Origin of the sequence: Pedobacter indicus, assembly GCF_003449035.1 — a bacterium.
GTDB classification, from domain to species: Bacteria; Bacteroidota; Bacteroidia; order Sphingobacteriales; family Sphingobacteriaceae; genus Albibacterium; species Albibacterium indicum.
This window is the reverse complement of sequence record NZ_QRGB01000001.1, coordinates 3364461-3382491: the sequence shown is the minus strand read 5'-3', so window position 1 is coordinate 3382491 and position 18031 is coordinate 3364461. Positions and strand designations below refer to the sequence as shown.

Here is an 18031-nt window from a genome sequence, read left to right as displayed (position 1 = left end):
TATTAAATTTATTGTTGTTATTTTTCAATTAATTTCATGTTATAAAAAAAATATGCTACATTTAATTTTAAATACGTTAACAGTTGTGTATGAGAATAAAGTTTTACGTTCCATTTATCTTATGTCTTTCTCTACTTGTCTTCAGCTCTATGGCGCTGAAAACTAAGCGTATTGTGTTCTTTGGTGACTCTATTACGCAGGCTGGAGTGAAGCCGGAAGGCTATATAACAATCTTGTCTGACAAGCTGAAAGCGCCCGACTATGAACTGATCGGTGCAGGCATAGGGGGCAACAAAGTTTACGACTTATATCTACGTATAGAGAATGATGTTCTTGCTAAGAAACCGGATATTGTTGTAGTTTATGTCGGTATCAATGATGTTTGGCATAAAAAAACAAGCCATACAGGAACGGATTACAATAAGTATATCATGTTTTACCAGGCTATTATTGATAGGATCAAAGAAAATGGAAGTGATGTTGTATTATGCACGCCTTCTGTTATCGGCGAAAAGGTAAACGGCCAAAATGAACTTGACGAGGACTTAGATAAGTACGCGGGCGCCATCAGGGAGCTGGCAGAGAAAAACAATGCGCCACTTTGCGATCTTCGCTCAATATTCAGTGATTACGAAAAAACAAATAATAAAAATAACCAGGAAAAGGATGTGCTTACAACCGACGGGGTGCATTTAAATAAAAAAGGCAATCAACTGGTAGCTGATAGTTTGCTTCCTTTTCTTCAATAAAAACACATTGCTAACCTAATTATGATCGAAGGAGCTCCTACCAATTGGGAGCTCTTTTCATTTGAAAAAAGTATGGATTCTTTCTCTAGACTGAATAAGGCACCTTCCCGAACCCTGGAGATTAATGGCAAAGAATATCTTTTTTTTGGTGGTACTTCTTATTTGGGAATAGGTGGTTGTAAAAAGTTTCAACAGCATTGTATAGAGGGGGTACGAAAATATGGATTCAGTAATGGTACGTCGAGAAGCAACAATGTGCAATTAGGTATTTTTGAACGTGCGGAATCAGAAATGGCAGTGCGCTTTGCGGCAGGCGGCGCATTGCTGTCGTCAAGTGGATTTTTAGCTGGTCAGTTGGTCGTTCGTTACTTTGCTAACTTTGGCGAAATTATTTATGGGCCAAACAGTCATCCTGCTCTCTGGCTAGATGAAAAACCTATTAGTTATTCAACATTTGATGACTGGATTCTTAAAACAGTAAAATATATCAATCATAGTGACAAAACTCGATTTTTAATTATTAGTGATTCGCTTAATAATTTCCATCCTCAGCTTTTTGATTTTACCCCTTTCTCTAAAATAAGCGAAACCAAAGAAGTTATTTTGCTTGTTGATGATTCTCATGGTATAGGAGTTACGTACGATGGCAAGGGCATATATAACGCTTTGCCATCGGTTCCGCATATTCAAAAAATTGTTGTGGCCTCTTTGGCTAAGGGTATTGGGATTGACGGAGGTGTCGTATTAGCAAAACAAGGTATAATAGATCAACTGAAAGCTTCTCCGATGTTTTCGGCTGCATCACCGCCGTCTCCAGCATTCCTATATGCGTTTATTAAATCGGAAGAGATCTATCAAGAGAATAGGGAACGTCTTAAATCTAATATGATGTTTTTTGCTGAACACATCTCGGATAAGCTACAATATACAAAAGGGTTTCCAGTTTTTTACGCTGAAAACCCCGAGTTATATGAACAACTTGTTAAGAAAGGCGTTGTTATTTCCAGTTTTAATTATCCCCAGGCATCAGACCCTTTGATGAACCGCATCGTTATAAACAGTCTTCATACAGAAGCGGATTTACGTTATCTTCTCAGTTGTCTATGATTATTTTCCAATTCTCTTTTCTTCATCAGATTTTTCATATTGCTTTGATGAACCGATCTTGGTATTCCCGAAATTATATGTAAGTGATAAACGGAAGACTCTGGTTTCTCTTTTTTGATCGATAATAGCGTTTAAATTGGCGTGTTGAGTAGTCACATATTGATCGCGCGTGTTGAATACATCGGACACCGATAATTTAATATTGGCTTTTTTGTTGTTGAATGATTTGTTGATTCCCGCGTCAATACTCCAAGCATCGGCTATTTTGTAGATGCTGTATTGTAATCCCGATTGGTAGTTGAGCGTAGCTTCGGCTGTCAGGCTAGGTAGGATCGTGAAATTCTGATTGCTCGTTAACTGCATAGCATACTGACCATAATTAATACTGTTTTCATTTTCTGATTCAAACCCTAGGTAAAAGCCGGTGATATTGGTATTTGAATTCCAAAACTTCGTGAAGCGAACGGGAGCATTCACATTAAGAAACCACTGTTTTTGTTGTGCTATGTTTTCGTTTGTAATGAAAGTTGACTTGCTCACATCGTTCTGTTTCATGATCTCGACAACCGCATCTTTCGTGATTTCATACCCTGTGGAAAAGTTGAAGCGTTTCAATAATGTATAGTTAACAGCTAAGGCGTGGGTATACTCAGGTTGCAGGTACGGATTGCCCTGTACGGAAGTGTATTGATCTAGAAAATAACTGAATGGATTTAAATTATTATAACGTGGACGGTTAATTCTTTTGGAATAGCTGATGCTGTATTGGTGATCGTCAGAGGGATTGTAACTTACCGATGCGTTCGGAAAGAAGTCAATATAATCTCGTTTTACTCGATTGCTCAGTGTAAGCGAATTTCCATCGGAAATGGTATATTCGGAACGGAGACCAGCCTTGAAGCCAAATTTATCGAGCGTTGTATGATAGCTTATGTAACCCGCCGCTACCTGTTCTCTGTAAACGAAGTGGTTGCTCCTGTTTTCATCATTTATCCATTGACCGTCTGTCCTTTCAGAAAACTTCAGGTCATTGTCTGTTTTTACGTTTGCATATTTTAAACCAGCCTCAAGTCCGGAATTCTCATTGAGGGGGTGGGTATAGTCAGCCTTGTAAGCTTGGATGTATATTTTTGATGGCATCAAGCTCCTTGATTCCAGTGGCTCATGCAGTAGACTGCCATCCGGATTGTAGAAGGTATTGGTGTAGTTGGCAGATGCATCTTCAAAAAAGCTTGAATAGTCGGCATCTACGGAGAGTTTTCTACCTAAGGTATCGATGTTATAGGTGTTATTAAGGTTGAAAGAGAGACTTCTGAAGTCTTCGTCTAACAATGTGTTGGCGATTAGTGTAGAGTCTAGCGGTGATTGAAAAGAACCGATTTGTACACCACCTATATTTTCGTTTCCTGCATCAGTTAGAAGTCCGCTCGCTTGAAATGACACTGTATTTTTTTCTGAAGTTTGATAATCTACACCAGCTCGTAGAGAATGGTTTTTCCGTAACATTGTCATCGAGTTGCCTTGATCGAAACTTGTAAATTGATTTTCGCCACCTACGATTCGATATATATTAATGATATCTGTTCTGTCATTCTCTTGATAAGAATAGGTTCCAAAGACATTGAATTTTCCACTTTTATGATTGACATTTAACGATGTGTTTGCTTTGTGCCCATTACCGTAACCAGCTCCGGCATTGAAAGAACCGTTTGTTCCGCTCATTTTGTTTTTCTTGAGTTTAATGTTGATAATGCCTGGCCCTCCGGCAGCGTCATATTTAGAAGAGGGGTTGTTAATAATTTCAATGGATTGAATCGTGTTCCCATCGGTAGATCGTAATAGACTTCCGAGCTGTTCTGACGACAGATAGGTCTGTTTTCCGTCAATCATTACCATGATCCCTTTCTTTCCATTAAGACTGATGTTGTCGTCTTTGTCTACTGTAATGCCAGGTGAGCGCTCAAGAATATCCATCGCATTGTTTCCCGCTGCGAGTGTAGAGCTTTCAACGTTGACTACCAGCATATCTGATTTTCGCTCTATCAATGGACGCTGGCCAGTGATGACAATAGCATTCAATTCATTGTTTGCAAGATGAAGGACGATGTTGTCAATCTTCTTATAAGGCCTTGTCGGGGATAAGATGATTTGTTGACTCGTATTTTTTGCAAAACCAAGTAATTCTGCTTGTACGAGATAATTTCCTTCTTTTAAGTCGCTCAAGCGGTAATCTCCGTTTTCATCTGTGAACATTACTTTTACTACAGAAGAGTCTGATGCCTGTAAAAGGTTAATGGTTGCGTAGTCGAGTGAGCGGTTGAGCGTGTCTGTTACTTTTCCTTCAATCGTATAATTGGGAGCTTGCTGTGCGCTAACAGCGAAGCTTTGAAATAAAAAGACAAGAGAGCATAGTAGGCTTGTGGAGACTTTAATAAGATTTCTCATCGGTAGTAAAAAAGGTTTCATAGTTCTATATTTTGAATCAAAACTAGAACCTCCGAGACCGTTTCACAACCTAAATTAGGTACTCTGAATCGAGTAATCGGTAAAGACGCCTAAATAATCGGTGAAAATAATCGAGTCGGTCAGTCTCTTGAGTTTTCTTCTTCTCTTTTACCCGAACCAATGATCAAGCGAAGCGTAGGGTCATTGGTGACGAATGCCCAAAACCAGTTGAACGTTAAAGTAAACTTGTTTCTAAAGCCCGCAATAGGTATTAAGTGGATAAATAGCCAAACTAACCAAGCAAAGAAACCTTTAAAATGTCCTTTAGGAAGATCCACAACAGCTTTGTATTTAGAAATAATCGCCATGCTGCCTTTATCATTATAAGAGAAAGGTTTAAGTGCCTCGCTTTTATTCATTCTTTTTAAATTGGCGCCTAGTAGGTTTCCCTGTTGTATAGCTACCTGTGCCAGTTGCGGATGCCCATTGGGGAAATTTTTATCTGTTGTTTGATATGAAATATCGCCAATTGCATAAATGTTATCAGGCATATTTTCGCCTGGCGCGGTGAGCTGGTTGAACTCGTTTACCAATATTCTTCTTCCACGACCAATCGCAGAAGCGGGTAAGCCCGGAATCTCACAGGCAATTACACCAGACGTCCAGATCAATGCACTGGTCGCAATGGTTTCACCACTGCCAAGCATCACCTTACCGTTCACATAGTCTTTCACTGGGGTATTTAGTTTAATAATAACACCCAATTTAGTTAATACATCCGCGGCCTCTTGTTGTGACTTACTAGTCATTGGTCCCAATAACGTGGGAGCTGCGTCTATAAGATAAATATTCACGTTTCTATCCGTAATTTCCGGATAGTCTTTGGCGCCAATTTTATGTACCATCTCCGCTAACATTCCCGCAATCTCTACGCCTGTTGGCCCTCCGCCGGATATAACGATATTAAAGTATTTGTTCCTTTCAAATTTGTTTTTCGCACGGACAGCCTTCTCCATCATCAAAAGCAGATGGTCGCGAAGCTTTAGGGCATCTCTAATTGTCTTCATTGGTAAAGCATGTTGCTTTACGTTCTCCATACCGAAGTAATTAGTCTCTGTTCCTAATGCTAAAACCAAGTAATCATAGCTCAGTGTTCCCGAACTTGTTTCAATGGTGTTTTCTTCATGGTTCACATTTAACAACGATCCCATATGGAAACGAACGTTATTCATGTTCTGGAACATCCGTCGAAAAGGGTAGCTGATATTTGAGTTTTCTATAAAGGCAGTAGATACCTGATAGATTAGTGGAGGGAAAAAATGGTAATTATTTTTGTCGACAAGTATAATTTCAAATTGAGGATCATTCGCCAGCTTTTTTAGCAGATTTACTCCAGCAAAACCGCCACCAACGATAACTACTCGTTCCGTTTTTGTTTCCATGCCCAAAATTACGGAATAATTCGTCGTCTTTCTAAAATCATTCTTTAAATTTACCCATAATCTTTAACGTAATACATTTATTTACCTAAATATCTTAACATTGAAAAACATAGTTATAGTACTCATGACCATGATCAGTGTGCCGTCAATGGCGCAAACTACAATTGACTTGTATCAGGAAATTCCGAATTCGAAAATCAATCAAGTGGATGAGAAGAGCGTGACGGGATCTGATGGTATTACGCGAGTATCTGGCGTTACGGTACCAAAAATGACAGCTTATCTTCCCGATAAAGCAAAGAGGAATGGTCAGGCAGTTATTATTTTTCCTGGTGGTGGTTATTCTATCTTAGCTGTTTCACATGAGGGGCATTTGGTGGCTGAGAGACTAAACGAGGAAGGGGTTGCTGCCTTTGTTGTGCAGTACCGGTTGCCGAGCGATTTGACGATGGAGGATAAGAGCATAGGCCCTTTGCAAGATGCGCAACGAGCCATTCAGCTAGTTCGTGAACGTGCAGGAGAGTGGGGTCTTGCTGAAGATCAGATTGGTATTATGGGGTTTTCTGCTGGCGGCCATCTGGCATCCACTTTAGGTACTCATTATGAAAAGGCATTGATCCCTAATCCTAAGAATATCAGCTTACGTCCTGATTTCATGGTATTAGGCTATCCGGTAATTAGTCTTGATCCGAATATTACGCATAAGGGGTCAAGAGATCGGCTAGTCGGTGAAAATCCAACAAGTGATCAGGTGACTGAGTATTCAAATGAGGAACAGGTAGATAAAAATACGCCTCCGACATTTATTTTTCATGCTGAGGATGATGGGGCTGTTCCCATCGAGAACAGTGTGCGTTTTGTAGATGCACTCAAAGAGAATGATGTGCCTGTCGAGTTTCTCATTTACGAAAAAGGAGGTCATGGATTTGGGATGAATAATTCGACATCTGACAGGAAGTGGATGGATGAGTTTCTGGTTTGGTTGGGTCAACGAACAGAAATTACGTGGAAAAATCCATTGGATGAAAGTGTGCCGGTGGTTAATGGACAATTGCCCGGTATCCCTGACAGTTTTGATCGGCTGCCCGCTAATATGAAAGACGATGTGCGTAAACCCGTCTGGAGCTTATCTAAAGATAATGCGGGCGAGTATATCGAGTTTACAACGGAAGCTACCGAAGTGGTGGTTCGATATCAAGTTACGAAACGACTAGAAATGCCACATATGCCGGCTACAGGCGTTAGTGGTGTCGATCTTTATGCTAAAAACGGAGCAGGTCAATGGGAGTGGGCGCCCGGCAGGCATCGGTTTCAGGACACGATTACTTACACGTTTTCGACATTGAAAAACACAGGGGACCAAATATTTAGGTTGTACCTGCCTTTATATAATCAGGTCTCCTGGATGGAAATTGGGGTAAGAACAACCGATGGGGTTTCTTTCGTTACACGTGATAAGCAAAAACCAATTATTGTATATGGGACCTCGATAGCCCAGGGTGCGTGTGCTAGTCGACCTGGTTTAGCGTGGACGTCTATATTAGGACGGAAACTCGGTATGCCAATTGTTAATCTTGGCTTTTCAGGTAACGGACGAATGGAGGAACCGATTATTGAAGTAATCGGCGATGTCGCGGCTCCTTTATATGTGTTCGACTGCCTCCCTAACTTAAGCTCAGATAATTATTCCGAAGAGGATATTAGACAAAAGGTAACGGCGGCAGTTACTTCCATACGAACGAAACATCCCGGTACGCCAATTCTCTTTGTGGAAAACAGTAGCGGGGGGACAGATTTGGTAATAGATACCTCAAGAAATAACCAAATCAGACGTACAACTGCTTATATGGAAAAGGTCTTCGGAGAGCTGCTAGAGCAGAAGATAAAGAACATTTACCTCTTAAAAACCGAAGATATTGGAATGGGGATTAATTCAACAGTCGACGGATCTCATCCAAATGACATCGGTATGATGGAGCACGCCGTTGCTTATGAAAAAATCATAAGGAAAATATTTTCAGATCAATAAACTAATTGGAGGGTCATCGGGAGTTGACACGCTGTTTGCGAAAAAATTATGAAAAGAACGAGGGGTTTGCTGTTTAGGCAAACCCCTCGTTCTTTCTGTAGGTCAGGTTTAGGCTGAAGGGTCAGCAGTATAACGCAAATATGGTTTTACTTCCTTGACACCCTTCGGAAATTTGTTTTTCGCTTCTTCAGTCGGGATAGCAGGAGAGACGATAACATCATCTCCTTTATTCCAATCTACCGGAGTAGCAATGCTATGCTGATCGGTTAATTGAAGCGAGTCAAGTACTCGTAATATTTCAGTGAAGTTACGGCCAGTGGAGGCAGGGTAGGTTAATGTAAGTCTCACTTTTTTATCAGGAGAGATTAAGAATACCGAACGCACCGTTGCGGTTGCTGAAGCATTGGGGTGTATCATGTCATAAAGTTCAGATACTTTTCGATCCTTGTCAGCAATCAACGGGAACTTAACTTCCGTATTTTGTGTTTCATTAATATCTTTCACCCAACCGTGATGATCTTCGATGGGGTCAACACTCACCGCAAGAACCTTCGCATTCCGCTTTCTAAATTCTTCATCAAGTTGCGCTGTTCTTCCCAATTCAGTAGTACATACAGGTGTATAATCAGCGGGGTGAGAAAACAGAACCCCCCAACTATCCCCTAGGTAATCGTAGAAGTCAATTTCTCCAACAGTTGTAACGGCTTTGAAGTTGGGTGCCGTATCCCCTAATCTTAAACTCATATCAATTTGATTTAAAAAATTGTTTAATAAACTATAAAATTTGTAGACAATAAATCAAATATACTAATTTCGTTTTGAGATTTCAACTAAATAATTTTTCAATTCAACAATCAAATAATAAAAATTAGACGTGAATAACCTATAGCTTTTAACAATGCAATATTTGCTAATTAATAGTTTTTGTTTATGGGGTATCATTTAAAAAGATGTAAAACAAGGGAGAAGGCTCTTTATATTTGATAAACGTACAAATAAGTTATTATCTTTAAGAGATTCAATTATGCTCTCTGAAAAAACTGAAAAATTAAAATCATGGAAAAGAAAAACGACAGACTTACCTCAATTAATGGAAGACCTATTGCTGATAACACAAACACTCAGACAGCAGGTCCCAGAGGTCCGGTATTATTGCAAGATGTTTGGTTTTTAGAAAAATTAGCTCATTTTGATCGCGAAGTGATCCCTGAGCGCAGAATGCATGCCAAAGGGTCGGGTGCTTTCGGAACCTTTACCGTGACTCATGATATTACAAAATATACGAAAGCGAGCTTGTTCTCTGAAATTGGAAAACAGACCGATATGTTTGTCCGTTTCTCTACGGTTGCGGGAGAACGTGGAGCAGCTGATGCTGAGCGAGATATCAGAGGTTTTGCAATGAAGTTCTATACAGATGAGGGGAATTGGGATTTAGTCGGTAACAACACTCCTGTGTTCTTTTTTAAGGATCCATTGCGTTTCCCGGATTTAAACCACGCGGTAAAGAGGGATCCGAAAACCAATATGCGAAGTGCACAAAATAACTGGGACTTCTGGACATCGATCCCTGAGTCACTGCATCAGGTAACGATTGTTATGAGTGATCGTGGTATTCCACGCGGAATGCGCCATATGCACGGTTTTGGAAGCCATACATTTAGTATGATCAATGCCAATAATGAACGAGTATGGGTGAAGTTCCATTTCAAAACGCAGCAGGGTATAGAAAACTTAAGTGATGAAGAAGCAGCTAAAGTAGTAGGAAATGACCGCGAAAGCTCACAACGGGATCTGTTCGAGGCAATTGAGAAGGGTGATTTCCCTCGCTGGAATATGAAAATTCAGGTAATGACTGAAGAACAAGCGAGAAATCATTACCATAATCCATTTGATTTGACAAAAGTTTGGCCTAAAGGCGAATACCCGTTAATTGATGTAGGTTATTTTGAATTGAACAGAAATCCTGAAAACTATTTTGCAGAGGTGGAGCAAGCGGCCTTTACTCCCGCTAATATTGTTGAAGGAATTGGCTTTTCTCCAGATAAGATGTTACAAGGACGTTTATTCTCATACGGCGACGCGCAGCGTTATCGTCTGGGTGTGAACCACCATCAAATTCCGGTAAACCAAGCAAGATGTCCGGTAAATTCCTTCCATCGGGATGGGGCAATGCGAGTCGATGGAAATTATGGTGCGAAAGTCCATTATACTCCAAATAGTCAGGGTGCTTGGAATGAGAGCCCTGAAGTAAAGGAACCGCCGTTGGCTATCCATGGCGATGCGGATCATTGGAATCACTATGAAGATGATAATGACCACTACACGCAACCGGGTAACTTGTTTCGCTTAATGACTCCTGAGAAACAACAGTTGTTATTTGGAAACACTGCGAGAGCGATCGATGGCGCAGAGGAATATGTAAAGATTCGCCATGCTCAGAATTGCTACATCGCCGACCCTGCATACGGAGAAGGTGTGGCGAAAGCGATGGGTCTGGATATTGATAAAGTAGTCACGAAGGAACTTTGTGACTGGTTTAGAGCAAACCCACAGTTTATGGTCAAGAAACCTTAATTTTTTCATAATAATAATAATTGAGTTGAAGGGCAGCTATATTTTGGCTGCCTTTTTTTTCCTTTCTTTTAATTTGTTTCGTTGGTATTTAAATTGCTAATTTTATAAATAAATGCAGTGTCGCATTGAAATATATCGCGAGAAATAAATGGAGCTTGAAACTATCGCAATACACGCGGGAAATTTAATCACGCCTGGAGGTGCAGCAATCCAGCCAATAACCTTATCTACAACTTTTCAACGAGATGCCGAGGGGGCTTACCCAAGCGGCTATATGTATACCCGGATTTCCAATCCGAACCGGGTTGCATTAGAAAAGGTATTGACAATGTTGGAAAAAGGAGAAGACGCCTGTGCGTTTTCTTCTGGAAACGCAGCGGGAAGCGCAGTTTTTCAAGCCTTAGAACCAGGCAGTCATGTGATCGCCCCTGCCGATATGTATCACGGGTTAAGAAACCAATTAAAGGTAGTTTACAAGGGAGTTTTGGATGTCGAGTTCGTCGATATGTCAGATTTGAAAGCTATCCAAGGTTCACTTAAGCCGAACACCAAGTTAATCTGGATAGAAACTCCGTCGAACCCTTTATTGTTAATAAGTGATATTGAAGCGATATGCAAGCTAGTTAAAGATAAAGACGTTAAAGTCTGTTGTGATAATACTTTCGCTACTCCTGTTTTTCAGAACCCTCTGGAGCTAGGTGCTGATTTGGTGATGCATTCTACAACTAAATACCTGGGTGGCCATAGTGATGCTTTGGGTGGTGGTTTAATTACGAAGGAAAAGGATGCCTTCTGGGATAAAGTAAGAGCCATTCAAGAGCATTCCGGAGCGGTGATTTCTCCATTTGATTGTTATCTAACCGTGAGGGGGATAAAAACCTTGCCTTATCGCATGAAAGGGCATGATGCAAACGCTAAACAGCTTGTTGCATTTCTCAGATCACATGCTGGAGTTGAAGATGTTTTTTATCCAGGCTTCGGTGGAATGCTTTCTTTTACTGTAAAAGGAGGAGAGACAGCAGCAAAACAACTCGTTAACTCGACAAAAATCTTTATTCAGGCAACCAGTTTAGGCGGCGTAGAAAGTTTGATTGAACACCGTGCTTCAATTGAAGGACCCGATACTAAAACCCCAAGAAATTTACTCAGGGTTTCAGTCGGCTTAGAAAATATTAATGACTTGATTGATGATTTGGAAAAAGCGTTGATTTAGTTTTATTTGCCACGGGTTGTATTGTATAGATCATACCAGTCTTGATGATCTAAGTCGATATCAAAGGCCTTGGCTATGTTTCTAATACGTTTTTCTTCCGTTGTCCCGATTAAGGGTAGCGCACCCAGTTTAATTAACCACGCAGCTGCAACAGATTCAATGTCCGCATTGTATTTCGGGCTGATTTCCTCAAGTTTCTCACGTACGCGTTGTGCCTGAGGGTCGTTGCCCGTAGCAATCCTTCCACCTGCTAACGGCGTAGAAGCAAGTGGTCGCATATACCGCTGTTTAATATAGTCGACCTGTCCGTTATCTAAAGCTTCAACATTTAAGAGGTTTAACTCGACATGATTTGTGACGATAGGAGTACTAAGATACGTGGCGAGCAGTTGGTGTTCGAAGACAGAAAAATTAGCGACACCGATATTTTTGATCTTCCCAGATCTCTTTAGGTTCTCCAGCGCTTGGGCTGTTTTTTCCAAATCTGAAATTGGGTCTAAATGATCAAGAAGAAAAATATCGATATAGTCGGTCTTTAGCTTTTTAAGCGAGCTTTCTACACTTTTAATAATATGCTCAGCAGAAGTATTATAATGCGGAACACGTATTTCTGGATTGTCCTTGTTTGGTAAGTTTAAACCGCATTTTGTAAATAAAACAACTTCTTCTCGGTTGATGACATTCTTGCCGATAAGATCACCGAAAACCTCCTCGCAATGATAGGAGCCGTAGTTATCACCATGATCAAAAGTGTTAATTCCGAGTTCAAGACAAAGGCGGACGATGCGCTCCATCGTCTGGGAAATATTCGTAATGTCATTCCATCGATAGAATCCATATATCGCCGGGGAAACTTTCGGCCCGGCGTCACTTAGGTATATACTTTTCATTCTGAGATTTTTTAAATTATTAACGATGAAATCTAAATCCGGTTTGGAAACATCAAACAAAATATGATTTCTTTCAGCGAATTTAAAAAAATGTAAGTAGTATGATGAATAAATGTTCATTTTTACTATATTAAGACAAGTTTTGAATATTAACAATCAATACTTGTAGGAGAAGTATCGCGGTCAACCGATTATGAGTTATGATAGATCTTCAATTTACGCCATTTCCAGAATTTCAGACCGAACGACTAATCTTGCGACAATTGCATGATACTGACGTCGATGAGGTTTATGAACTCCGATCCGATAGAGAAACCATGCGATACATACCACGGCCACTTGCACAGACCCGAGAGCATGCTCTGGATCACATACACATGGTCAATGATGAAATTCAGGCAAATAGATCTATTAATTGGGGAATAACACTAAAAGGAACTGATAAGCTGATTGGCTTAATTGGTCTGGTACGAATAAAAGCAAGTAATCGCCGCGCAGAAGTTGGTTACATTCTCCACGAGCATCATAGAGGGCAGGGAATTATGTCAGAAGCGTTGAGAAAAATTCTGGACTACGCTTTTCTGAATCTGAACTTTAATTCAATTATAGCAGTAATAGACCCGGATAATGAAGGTTCAAAGAAACTTTTGGAGCGTCATGCTTTTAAAAAGGAAGCACACCTCCGAGAAAATATCTTTTATAAAGGAGAATTTCGTGATACAGTGATATACGGGCTTCTGAGCAGTGAATATTAAAAATACAAAACCTCTTCAAGGCAAAATTGAAAAATAAAATTGCAGAAAAATTTTGACAGTTAAATTTTCTGTAATATGATAACATTAGAAACCTCAATTTTAGTTACAACAACAAAGACAAAGCGCCCATATTTATAAATATGAATATGGAGTTGAAAGCAGGACACATTATTTAGCTAATTCTCCCAACTCAGCTGGAAATTATAGTTTATTCGTGAGCTTGGACAAGCCGATTGACATTGGGGCAAATCAAAACCTTATTCTCAAAATGCGATCACGGCAAACCGTTGATATACTGACCAATATATTGACAATGTTTTAGTACCGGTCAGGACGTTTCTGTCTGACATTTCAAAAATACACCTATCAATTATATTGATAACATCATGCAAGGATCAAATGACTTCAAATCGTTAATTTCTCAACGACTGCTTATACATGCCTCCATGGTGGCCGGTCGGTGCCCCCGGTATGGACATACTCGTAGGGCTATTCCAGTATGTCCATACCGGGGGCATACAAGGGTCTCTGAACGAATACCTTGGATAGCGTAACTGTTTGATATCCGAAACTATCGGATCAGTGCAAAAAGTTGTAGGGGGGTATTTTCGGTTAGTGTCCGGGTGCTGTCTGAAAATACTCAAGCATCCAACGGGTACTTGCAGGTCATAGACCAGTAGCTGACCCCGCTGACGCACGACAGGGGCTCACATGCGCTGGCAGCCGACATCGGGCACCCAGACCATGCTGAATGGCAGCCCCATGACGTTGATGCTGACAAGGCCATCCGGATCTGCCGATTATGATGTCATCACGGTAAGAGCTATAACCAACGCCGAGACGGTACAGCTGGCCAAGGAAAATATCCTGACCGGCAACGGCGAGCGTTGCCACACCGTTCTTTGACATCTTGGTTTACACGTTTTATAAGGGAGAAGTTGGTTCATTTGCCCTGTCAGGGTTCAGTATCTAAAATCTAATCTGTATCTTCGTAAAGATGTAACAAATAAAAGATACAATGACAAAGTTGACCATACATATCCCCAATGCAGAGACCATCCAGGCAATGGAAGAGCTCAAAGCGGGCAAAGGAAACATATTTAATAGTGCGAAAGAATTGTTTGCAAGTATTAAATAGCCGTGTATAAATCAGGACTTCAAATAAGTTCTTAAAGGACTTAAGACGGCTCAAAAAGCGTTCGCCTCAAGACTTTCTGCGTTTGGAGGGAGTGGTAGAAGTGCTGGCTGAAAACGGACACAAAGGACTGGACAAAAAACACAGGGCGCACCGGCTTTCCGGAAATTACAAAGCCTATTGGGAATGCCATGTAAAGCCCGACCTATTATTAATTTGGGACGAAAACGAGGAATTGATGCTGATTGAACTCGTGCGTACAGGTACCCACGCTGACTTATTTTAAAGAAATCTGGACGCTAGGTCAGTGGCAGCGCGCAGAAATACTCTTCCGGTACTATCCCCCCAAATTTTTTTGCTTGATCCAGACTAATCCAGACTAACGAATATCTATGCTTAAATTGCAACCTAGTCCACAACTTTTTGCATTGATCCCAACTTTTTGCACTGATCCTCTTTAAGTGTTCACCTATTAAACGAAAAAAGCCCTTTACGTTGTTGTAAGGGGCTTTGAGGTGGTACCAGCTGGAATCGAACCAGCGACACAAGGATTTTCAGTCCTTTGCTCTACCAACTGAGCTATGGTACCTCAAACATTTAAAACTTTCGTTTCCTTTGTTTTGGGATTGCAAATGTAGCTTCTTTTTTGATATATGGAAAATTTTTGTGCAAAATAATCCAATATTTTTCTTTTATAATTGAAAATGAGCTTAATCAGTTTTGTTTTTATAAGACCTTCTCGTAGGCTTTGATTCTTCCAGTAAAGTTAAGATCGTTTCAATCGTATCTTTGTGCTCAAGGTAGTTTTTGTGATGCTGCTTCGCTACATCCAGTTTTTCTTGGAGAACTAGAATTTCTTTTTCAATCTCCTTGATGTGATTTTCTAACTGTTTTTCAATACTCTTCTTCCGATAATGCAGGACGTGTTGAGAGCCACCAGTCTTTTGTTTTGCCATAATTTTTGGTATTTGGTTGATGCTAATTGACTATAGACTAAGATAGTAAGAATATTCCGAATGATTTGTTTTTTGTTTATTTTGTCGATATTGGTTCCACTTAAAATTATAAGTTATGAAAGTCTTACTGAATCTTGCCTTACTCTTTTATATTCTGCCTGTGTTTGCAGGTCCTAATCTTTTAAAAGCACAAGACGCCATACCCGATACCAGTCTTTATCAGCGTGAGCAACTTGAGTACAATGGAGGGAAATTATCATACCGTATTTTGTATCCTGAAAATTTTGATAAGAATAAGGAATATCCGGTTATCTTGTTTTTGCACGGTGCTGGTGAACGTGGGAATGACAATCAGAAGCAGCTTACACACGGCGCTGGTCTTTTTTTAGAAAAGACTAACCGAAAGAAATATCCCGCTATTGTGATCTTCCCACAATGCCCGACCGATAGCTATTGGTCGAACGTTGATATCGAAGCGGATCAGAACGGGAAACGTAGCTTTCATTTTGGTACGGATGGGGAGCCGACAAAAGCGATGGAAGGGGTATTGGCTTTGGTTGATGACCTTCAGAAAAAGACTTATGTAAATCAAGATCAGATTTATCTGGGAGGCTTGTCCATGGGCGGTATGGGTACGTTTGAATTATTACGTCGCCGGCCAAATGTGTTTGCTGCAGCTTTTGCCATTTGTGGCGGAGATAATGTAGAAAATGTAAAGCATTATAAAGATGTGCCTCTCTGGATTTTCCATGGCGAGGATGATTCCATTGTTCCCGCAAGTCACTCGATCACCATCGTGGAGAAACTGAAGGAGTTGGGCTCAAAACCCCGTTTTAACTTGTATCCGGGCGTCGACCATAACAGTTGGGACAATGCCTTTGCAGAACCTAAACTTTTGCGATGGCTTTTTAGGAATAAAGGGGCATAAAAGGGACTACACGATGTCTATTCCATGTACATGAAAATCAAGATTAATCCGATTCGAACGGGTATTTTATTTCAAATTTTGTAGCTTAGACTTACAAAACAATTCATCCTACATAAAAAAATGAAAAAACAACTTATCTGGTGCTCAGCACTAATCACTTTCTTATTAATTTCTTTTACATCATATGCGCAACGGAATCGTTCAGGTCATCACTTGGAGCGACCGAAGCTCGTGGTGGGCATTGTAGTCGATCAGATGCGCTGGGATTATCTCTACCGTTATTATGATAGGTACGGAGAGGGTGGATTTAAACGAATGTTAAATGAAGGTTTTAGTGCAAATAATACGAATATTGATTATGTGCCAACGGTTACCGCGATTGGACATAGTACAGTATATACCGGATCTGTTCCTTCGATCCATGGGATTGCGGGTAATGACTTTATAATCCAGGCTACGGGGCAGCGGATGTACTGTGCGGAAGACTCATCTGTAGAAACCGTGGGGAGTAATACGGATGCTGGTAAAATGTCACCACGTAATTTATTGACAAGTACGATTACGGACGAGTTAAAGCTGGCGACGAACTTCCGGTCGAAGGTTATTGGCGTTGCAATCAAAGATCGGGGTAGTATCTTGCCGGCAGGGCATGCGGCCGATGCGGCTTATTGGTTTGATGGTAAAACCGGCGATTTTATTACATCTACTTATTATATGAATGAATTGCCGGCTTGGGTGAGTAATTTTAATAAACACAAATGGGTTGAGAAATTAATGAAAGAAGGGTGGGAGACGCTCTACCCGATTGATACCTACGTGCAAAGTTCGGATGATGACAATGCTTATGAAGGTAAATTCAGTGGGACAGAAGCGCCTACATTTCCAATTAATACCGCTAAACTCTTTCAGGAACAAGGGCCGGGGATGATCAGCTCGACACCTCATGGTAATACCTTGAGTATCGAAATGGCGAAAGCTGCAATTGAAAACGAACGCCTGGGGGATCATGATGTAACTGATTTCTTGGCGCTGAGTCTTTCTTCTACTGACTATGTCGGGCACCGGTTTGGGCCAAACGCGATTGAAGTAGAGGATACTTATTTAAGATTGGACAAGAGTTTGGAAGAATTCTTTAACTACTTGGATAAAAAGGTTGGAGCCGGTGAGTATACGGTGTTTTTGACAGCAGACCACGGTGGGGCGCATAATGTATCGTTTATGCAAGACAATCGTTTGCCGGCCGGAGCATGGCAGTCGGGGAAGATACTTAAAGACTTAAATGCTGCATTACAGGAAAAATTTTCTGCAGAAAAATTGGTTATAAGTTTATCCAACTATCAGGTTCATTTGAATAATCCGCTTATTAATGAACAACAAATGGATGTGGAGGCAATTAAAGAAGAGGCTATTGGTTTTCTGAAAAAACAAGAAGGGGTTAGTTATGTTGTAGATATGGAGAAGGCAGCTTCTGCCGCGATTCCGACACTGATAAGAGAGCGAATTGTAAACGGTTATAACCATAAGCGTAGTGGAAGTATTCAGGTTATTTTGGACCCGGCTTGGTACGGTAGTGGGTCGGAAAGACCGACTGGTACCTCGCACTCAGCTTGGAACCCCTATGACTCCCACATTCCATTAGTATTTATGGGCTGGGGAATTGAACAGGGTAAAACCAGTCGTCCGACGCACATGACCGATGTTGCACCAACTGTTGCGGCTCTTTTAAATATTCAGACACCGAATGGCACTATTGGCAAGCCTATTATTGAGGCGTTGAAAAAATAAAGTGCTTGGAGCTGACAGAGTGA

Annotated in this window: 15 protein-coding genes and 1 tRNA gene; 9 read left to right on the top strand and 7 right to left on the bottom strand. The window is 40.7% G+C overall.

Going from position 1 to position 18031, the window contains the following annotated elements:
• Positions 1-89: 89 nt before the first annotated feature.
• Entirely contained in the window at positions 90-749 is a 660-nt protein-coding gene (locus D3P12_RS14860) for an SGNH/GDSL hydrolase family protein (RefSeq protein ID WP_118196795.1), read from the top strand.
• A gap of 72 nt (positions 750-821) precedes the next feature.
• Complete coding sequence (locus D3P12_RS14855) at positions 822-1856, top strand: aminotransferase class I/II-fold pyridoxal phosphate-dependent enzyme (RefSeq protein WP_157970371.1); 1035 nt, start codon at positions 822-824, stop codon at positions 1854-1856.
• On the opposite strand, the gene D3P12_RS14850 is transcribed toward D3P12_RS14855, so the two are convergent.
• The gene (locus D3P12_RS14850; RefSeq protein ID WP_118196791.1) at positions 1857-4322 is read right to left on the bottom strand and encodes a TonB-dependent receptor domain-containing protein; all 2466 of its coding nucleotides are present in this window, start codon (positions 4320-4322) and stop codon (positions 1857-1859) included.
• Between the two features lie 119 nt (positions 4323-4441).
• On the bottom strand, positions 4442-5743 hold the full coding sequence (locus tag D3P12_RS14845; protein WP_118196789.1) for an NAD(P)/FAD-dependent oxidoreductase: 1302 nt from the start codon (positions 5741-5743) through the stop codon (positions 4442-4444).
• Positions 5744-5843: 100 nt separating this feature from the next.
• On the opposite strand from D3P12_RS14845, the gene D3P12_RS14840 reads away from it, so the two are divergent.
• Positions 5844-7772, top strand: coding sequence for an SGNH/GDSL hydrolase family protein (locus tag D3P12_RS14840; protein ID WP_157970370.1), 1929 nt, complete (start codon positions 5844-5846; stop codon positions 7770-7772).
• A 108-nt stretch (positions 7773-7880) separates the two neighbouring features.
• Here the strand turns inward: D3P12_RS14840 and D3P12_RS14835 are convergent, their stop codons facing one another.
• Positions 7881-8516: a peroxiredoxin gene (locus tag D3P12_RS14835; protein ID WP_118196785.1), complete on the bottom strand. Its 636-nt coding sequence runs from the start codon at positions 8514-8516 to the stop codon at positions 7881-7883.
• 312 nt (positions 8517-8828) lie between these two features.
• Between D3P12_RS14835 and D3P12_RS14830 the strand changes: the two genes are divergently transcribed.
• Together D3P12_RS14830 and D3P12_RS14825 are read left to right on the top strand one after the other, a co-directional pair.
• Positions 8829-10346: a catalase gene (locus D3P12_RS14830; RefSeq protein ID WP_118196783.1), complete on the top strand. Its 1518-nt coding sequence runs from the start codon at positions 8829-8831 to the stop codon at positions 10344-10346.
• Between the two features lie 148 nt (positions 10347-10494).
• Positions 10495-11559 carry a trans-sulfuration enzyme family protein gene (locus tag D3P12_RS14825; protein ID WP_118196782.1) on the top strand — a complete coding sequence of 355 codons (1065 nt, stop codon included), beginning with the start codon at positions 10495-10497 and terminating at the stop codon, positions 11557-11559.
• A 2-nt stretch (positions 11560-11561) separates the two neighbouring features.
• On the opposite strand, the gene D3P12_RS14820 is transcribed toward D3P12_RS14825, so the two are convergent.
• Entirely contained in the window at positions 11562-12449 is an 888-nt protein-coding gene (locus D3P12_RS14820) for an aldo/keto reductase (RefSeq protein ID WP_118197124.1), read from the bottom strand.
• Between the two features lie 200 nt (positions 12450-12649).
• Here D3P12_RS14820 and D3P12_RS14815 point away from each other — a divergent pair, with 200 nt between their 5' ends.
• On the top strand, positions 12650-13204 hold the full coding sequence (locus D3P12_RS14815; protein WP_118196781.1) for a GNAT family N-acetyltransferase: 555 nt from the start codon (positions 12650-12652) through the stop codon (positions 13202-13204).
• Between the two features lie 666 nt (positions 13205-13870).
• Here D3P12_RS14815 and D3P12_RS15405 read toward each other — a convergent pair.
• Positions 13871-14113, bottom strand: a complete 243-nt coding sequence (locus D3P12_RS15405) for a hypothetical protein (RefSeq protein WP_157970369.1) — start codon at positions 14111-14113, stop codon at positions 13871-13873.
• Between the two features lie 239 nt (positions 14114-14352).
• Here D3P12_RS15405 and D3P12_RS14810 point away from each other — a divergent pair, with 239 nt between their 5' ends.
• A complete protein-coding gene (locus D3P12_RS14810) occupies positions 14353-14625 on the top strand; it encodes a type II toxin-antitoxin system YafQ family toxin (RefSeq protein WP_118196780.1) in 273 nt (90 codons plus the stop codon).
• A gap of 230 nt (positions 14626-14855) precedes the next feature.
• Here D3P12_RS14810 and D3P12_RS14805 read toward each other — a convergent pair.
• A tRNA-Phe gene (locus tag D3P12_RS14805) sits at positions 14856-14928 on the bottom strand.
• A 121-nt stretch (positions 14929-15049) separates the two neighbouring features.
• The gene (locus D3P12_RS14800; RefSeq protein WP_118196779.1) at positions 15050-15295 is read right to left on the bottom strand and encodes a hypothetical protein; all 246 of its coding nucleotides are present in this window, start codon (positions 15293-15295) and stop codon (positions 15050-15052) included.
• Positions 15296-15410: 115 nt separating this feature from the next.
• Here D3P12_RS14800 and D3P12_RS14795 point away from each other — a divergent pair, with 115 nt between their 5' ends.
• Together D3P12_RS14795 and pafA are read left to right on the top strand one after the other, a co-directional pair.
• Positions 15411-16223, top strand: coding sequence for a carboxylesterase family protein (locus tag D3P12_RS14795; RefSeq protein ID WP_118196778.1), 813 nt, complete (start codon positions 15411-15413; stop codon positions 16221-16223).
• 120 nt (positions 16224-16343) lie between these two features.
• Positions 16344-18008, top strand: a complete 1665-nt coding sequence (pafA, locus tag D3P12_RS14790) for an alkaline phosphatase PafA (RefSeq protein WP_118196777.1) — start codon at positions 16344-16346, stop codon at positions 18006-18008.
• Positions 18009-18031 lie beyond the last annotated feature (23 nt).

Excerpts from the sequence above, each read along its gene's own strand:
- D3P12_RS14860 (WP_118196795.1), top strand. The coding sequence starts at position 90 with ATGAGAATAAAGTTTTACGTTCCATTTATCTTATGTCTTTCTCTACTT.
- D3P12_RS14855 (WP_157970371.1), top strand. The coding sequence starts at position 822 with ATGGATTCTTTCTCTAGACTGAATAAGGCACCTTCCCGAACCCTGGAG.
- D3P12_RS14850 (WP_118196791.1), bottom strand. The coding sequence starts at position 4,322 with ATGAAACCTTTTTTACTACCGATGAGAAATCTTATTAAAGTCTCCACA.
- D3P12_RS14845 (WP_118196789.1), bottom strand. The coding sequence starts at position 5,743 with ATGGAAACAAAAACGGAACGAGTAGTTATCGTTGGTGGCGGTTTTGCT.
- D3P12_RS14835 (WP_118196785.1), bottom strand. The coding sequence starts at position 8,516 with ATGAGTTTAAGATTAGGGGATACGGCACCCAACTTCAAAGCCGTTACA.
- D3P12_RS14830 (WP_118196783.1), top strand. The coding sequence starts at position 8,829 with ATGGAAAAGAAAAACGACAGACTTACCTCAATTAATGGAAGACCTATT.
- D3P12_RS14825 (WP_118196782.1), top strand. The coding sequence starts at position 10,495 with ATGGAGCTTGAAACTATCGCAATACACGCGGGAAATTTAATCACGCCT.
- D3P12_RS14820 (WP_118197124.1), bottom strand. The coding sequence starts at position 12,449 with ATGAAAAGTATATACCTAAGTGACGCCGGGCCGAAAGTTTCCCCGGCG.
- D3P12_RS14815 (WP_118196781.1), top strand. The coding sequence starts at position 12,650 with ATGATAGATCTTCAATTTACGCCATTTCCAGAATTTCAGACCGAACGA.
- D3P12_RS15405 (WP_157970369.1), bottom strand. The coding sequence starts at position 14,113 with ATGTCAAAGAACGGTGTGGCAACGCTCGCCGTTGCCGGTCAGGATATT.
- D3P12_RS14800 (WP_118196779.1), bottom strand. The coding sequence starts at position 15,295 with ATGGCAAAACAAAAGACTGGTGGCTCTCAACACGTCCTGCATTATCGG.
- D3P12_RS14795 (WP_118196778.1), top strand. The coding sequence starts at position 15,411 with ATGAAAGTCTTACTGAATCTTGCCTTACTCTTTTATATTCTGCCTGTG.
- pafA (WP_118196777.1), top strand. The coding sequence starts at position 16,344 with ATGAAAAAACAACTTATCTGGTGCTCAGCACTAATCACTTTCTTATTA.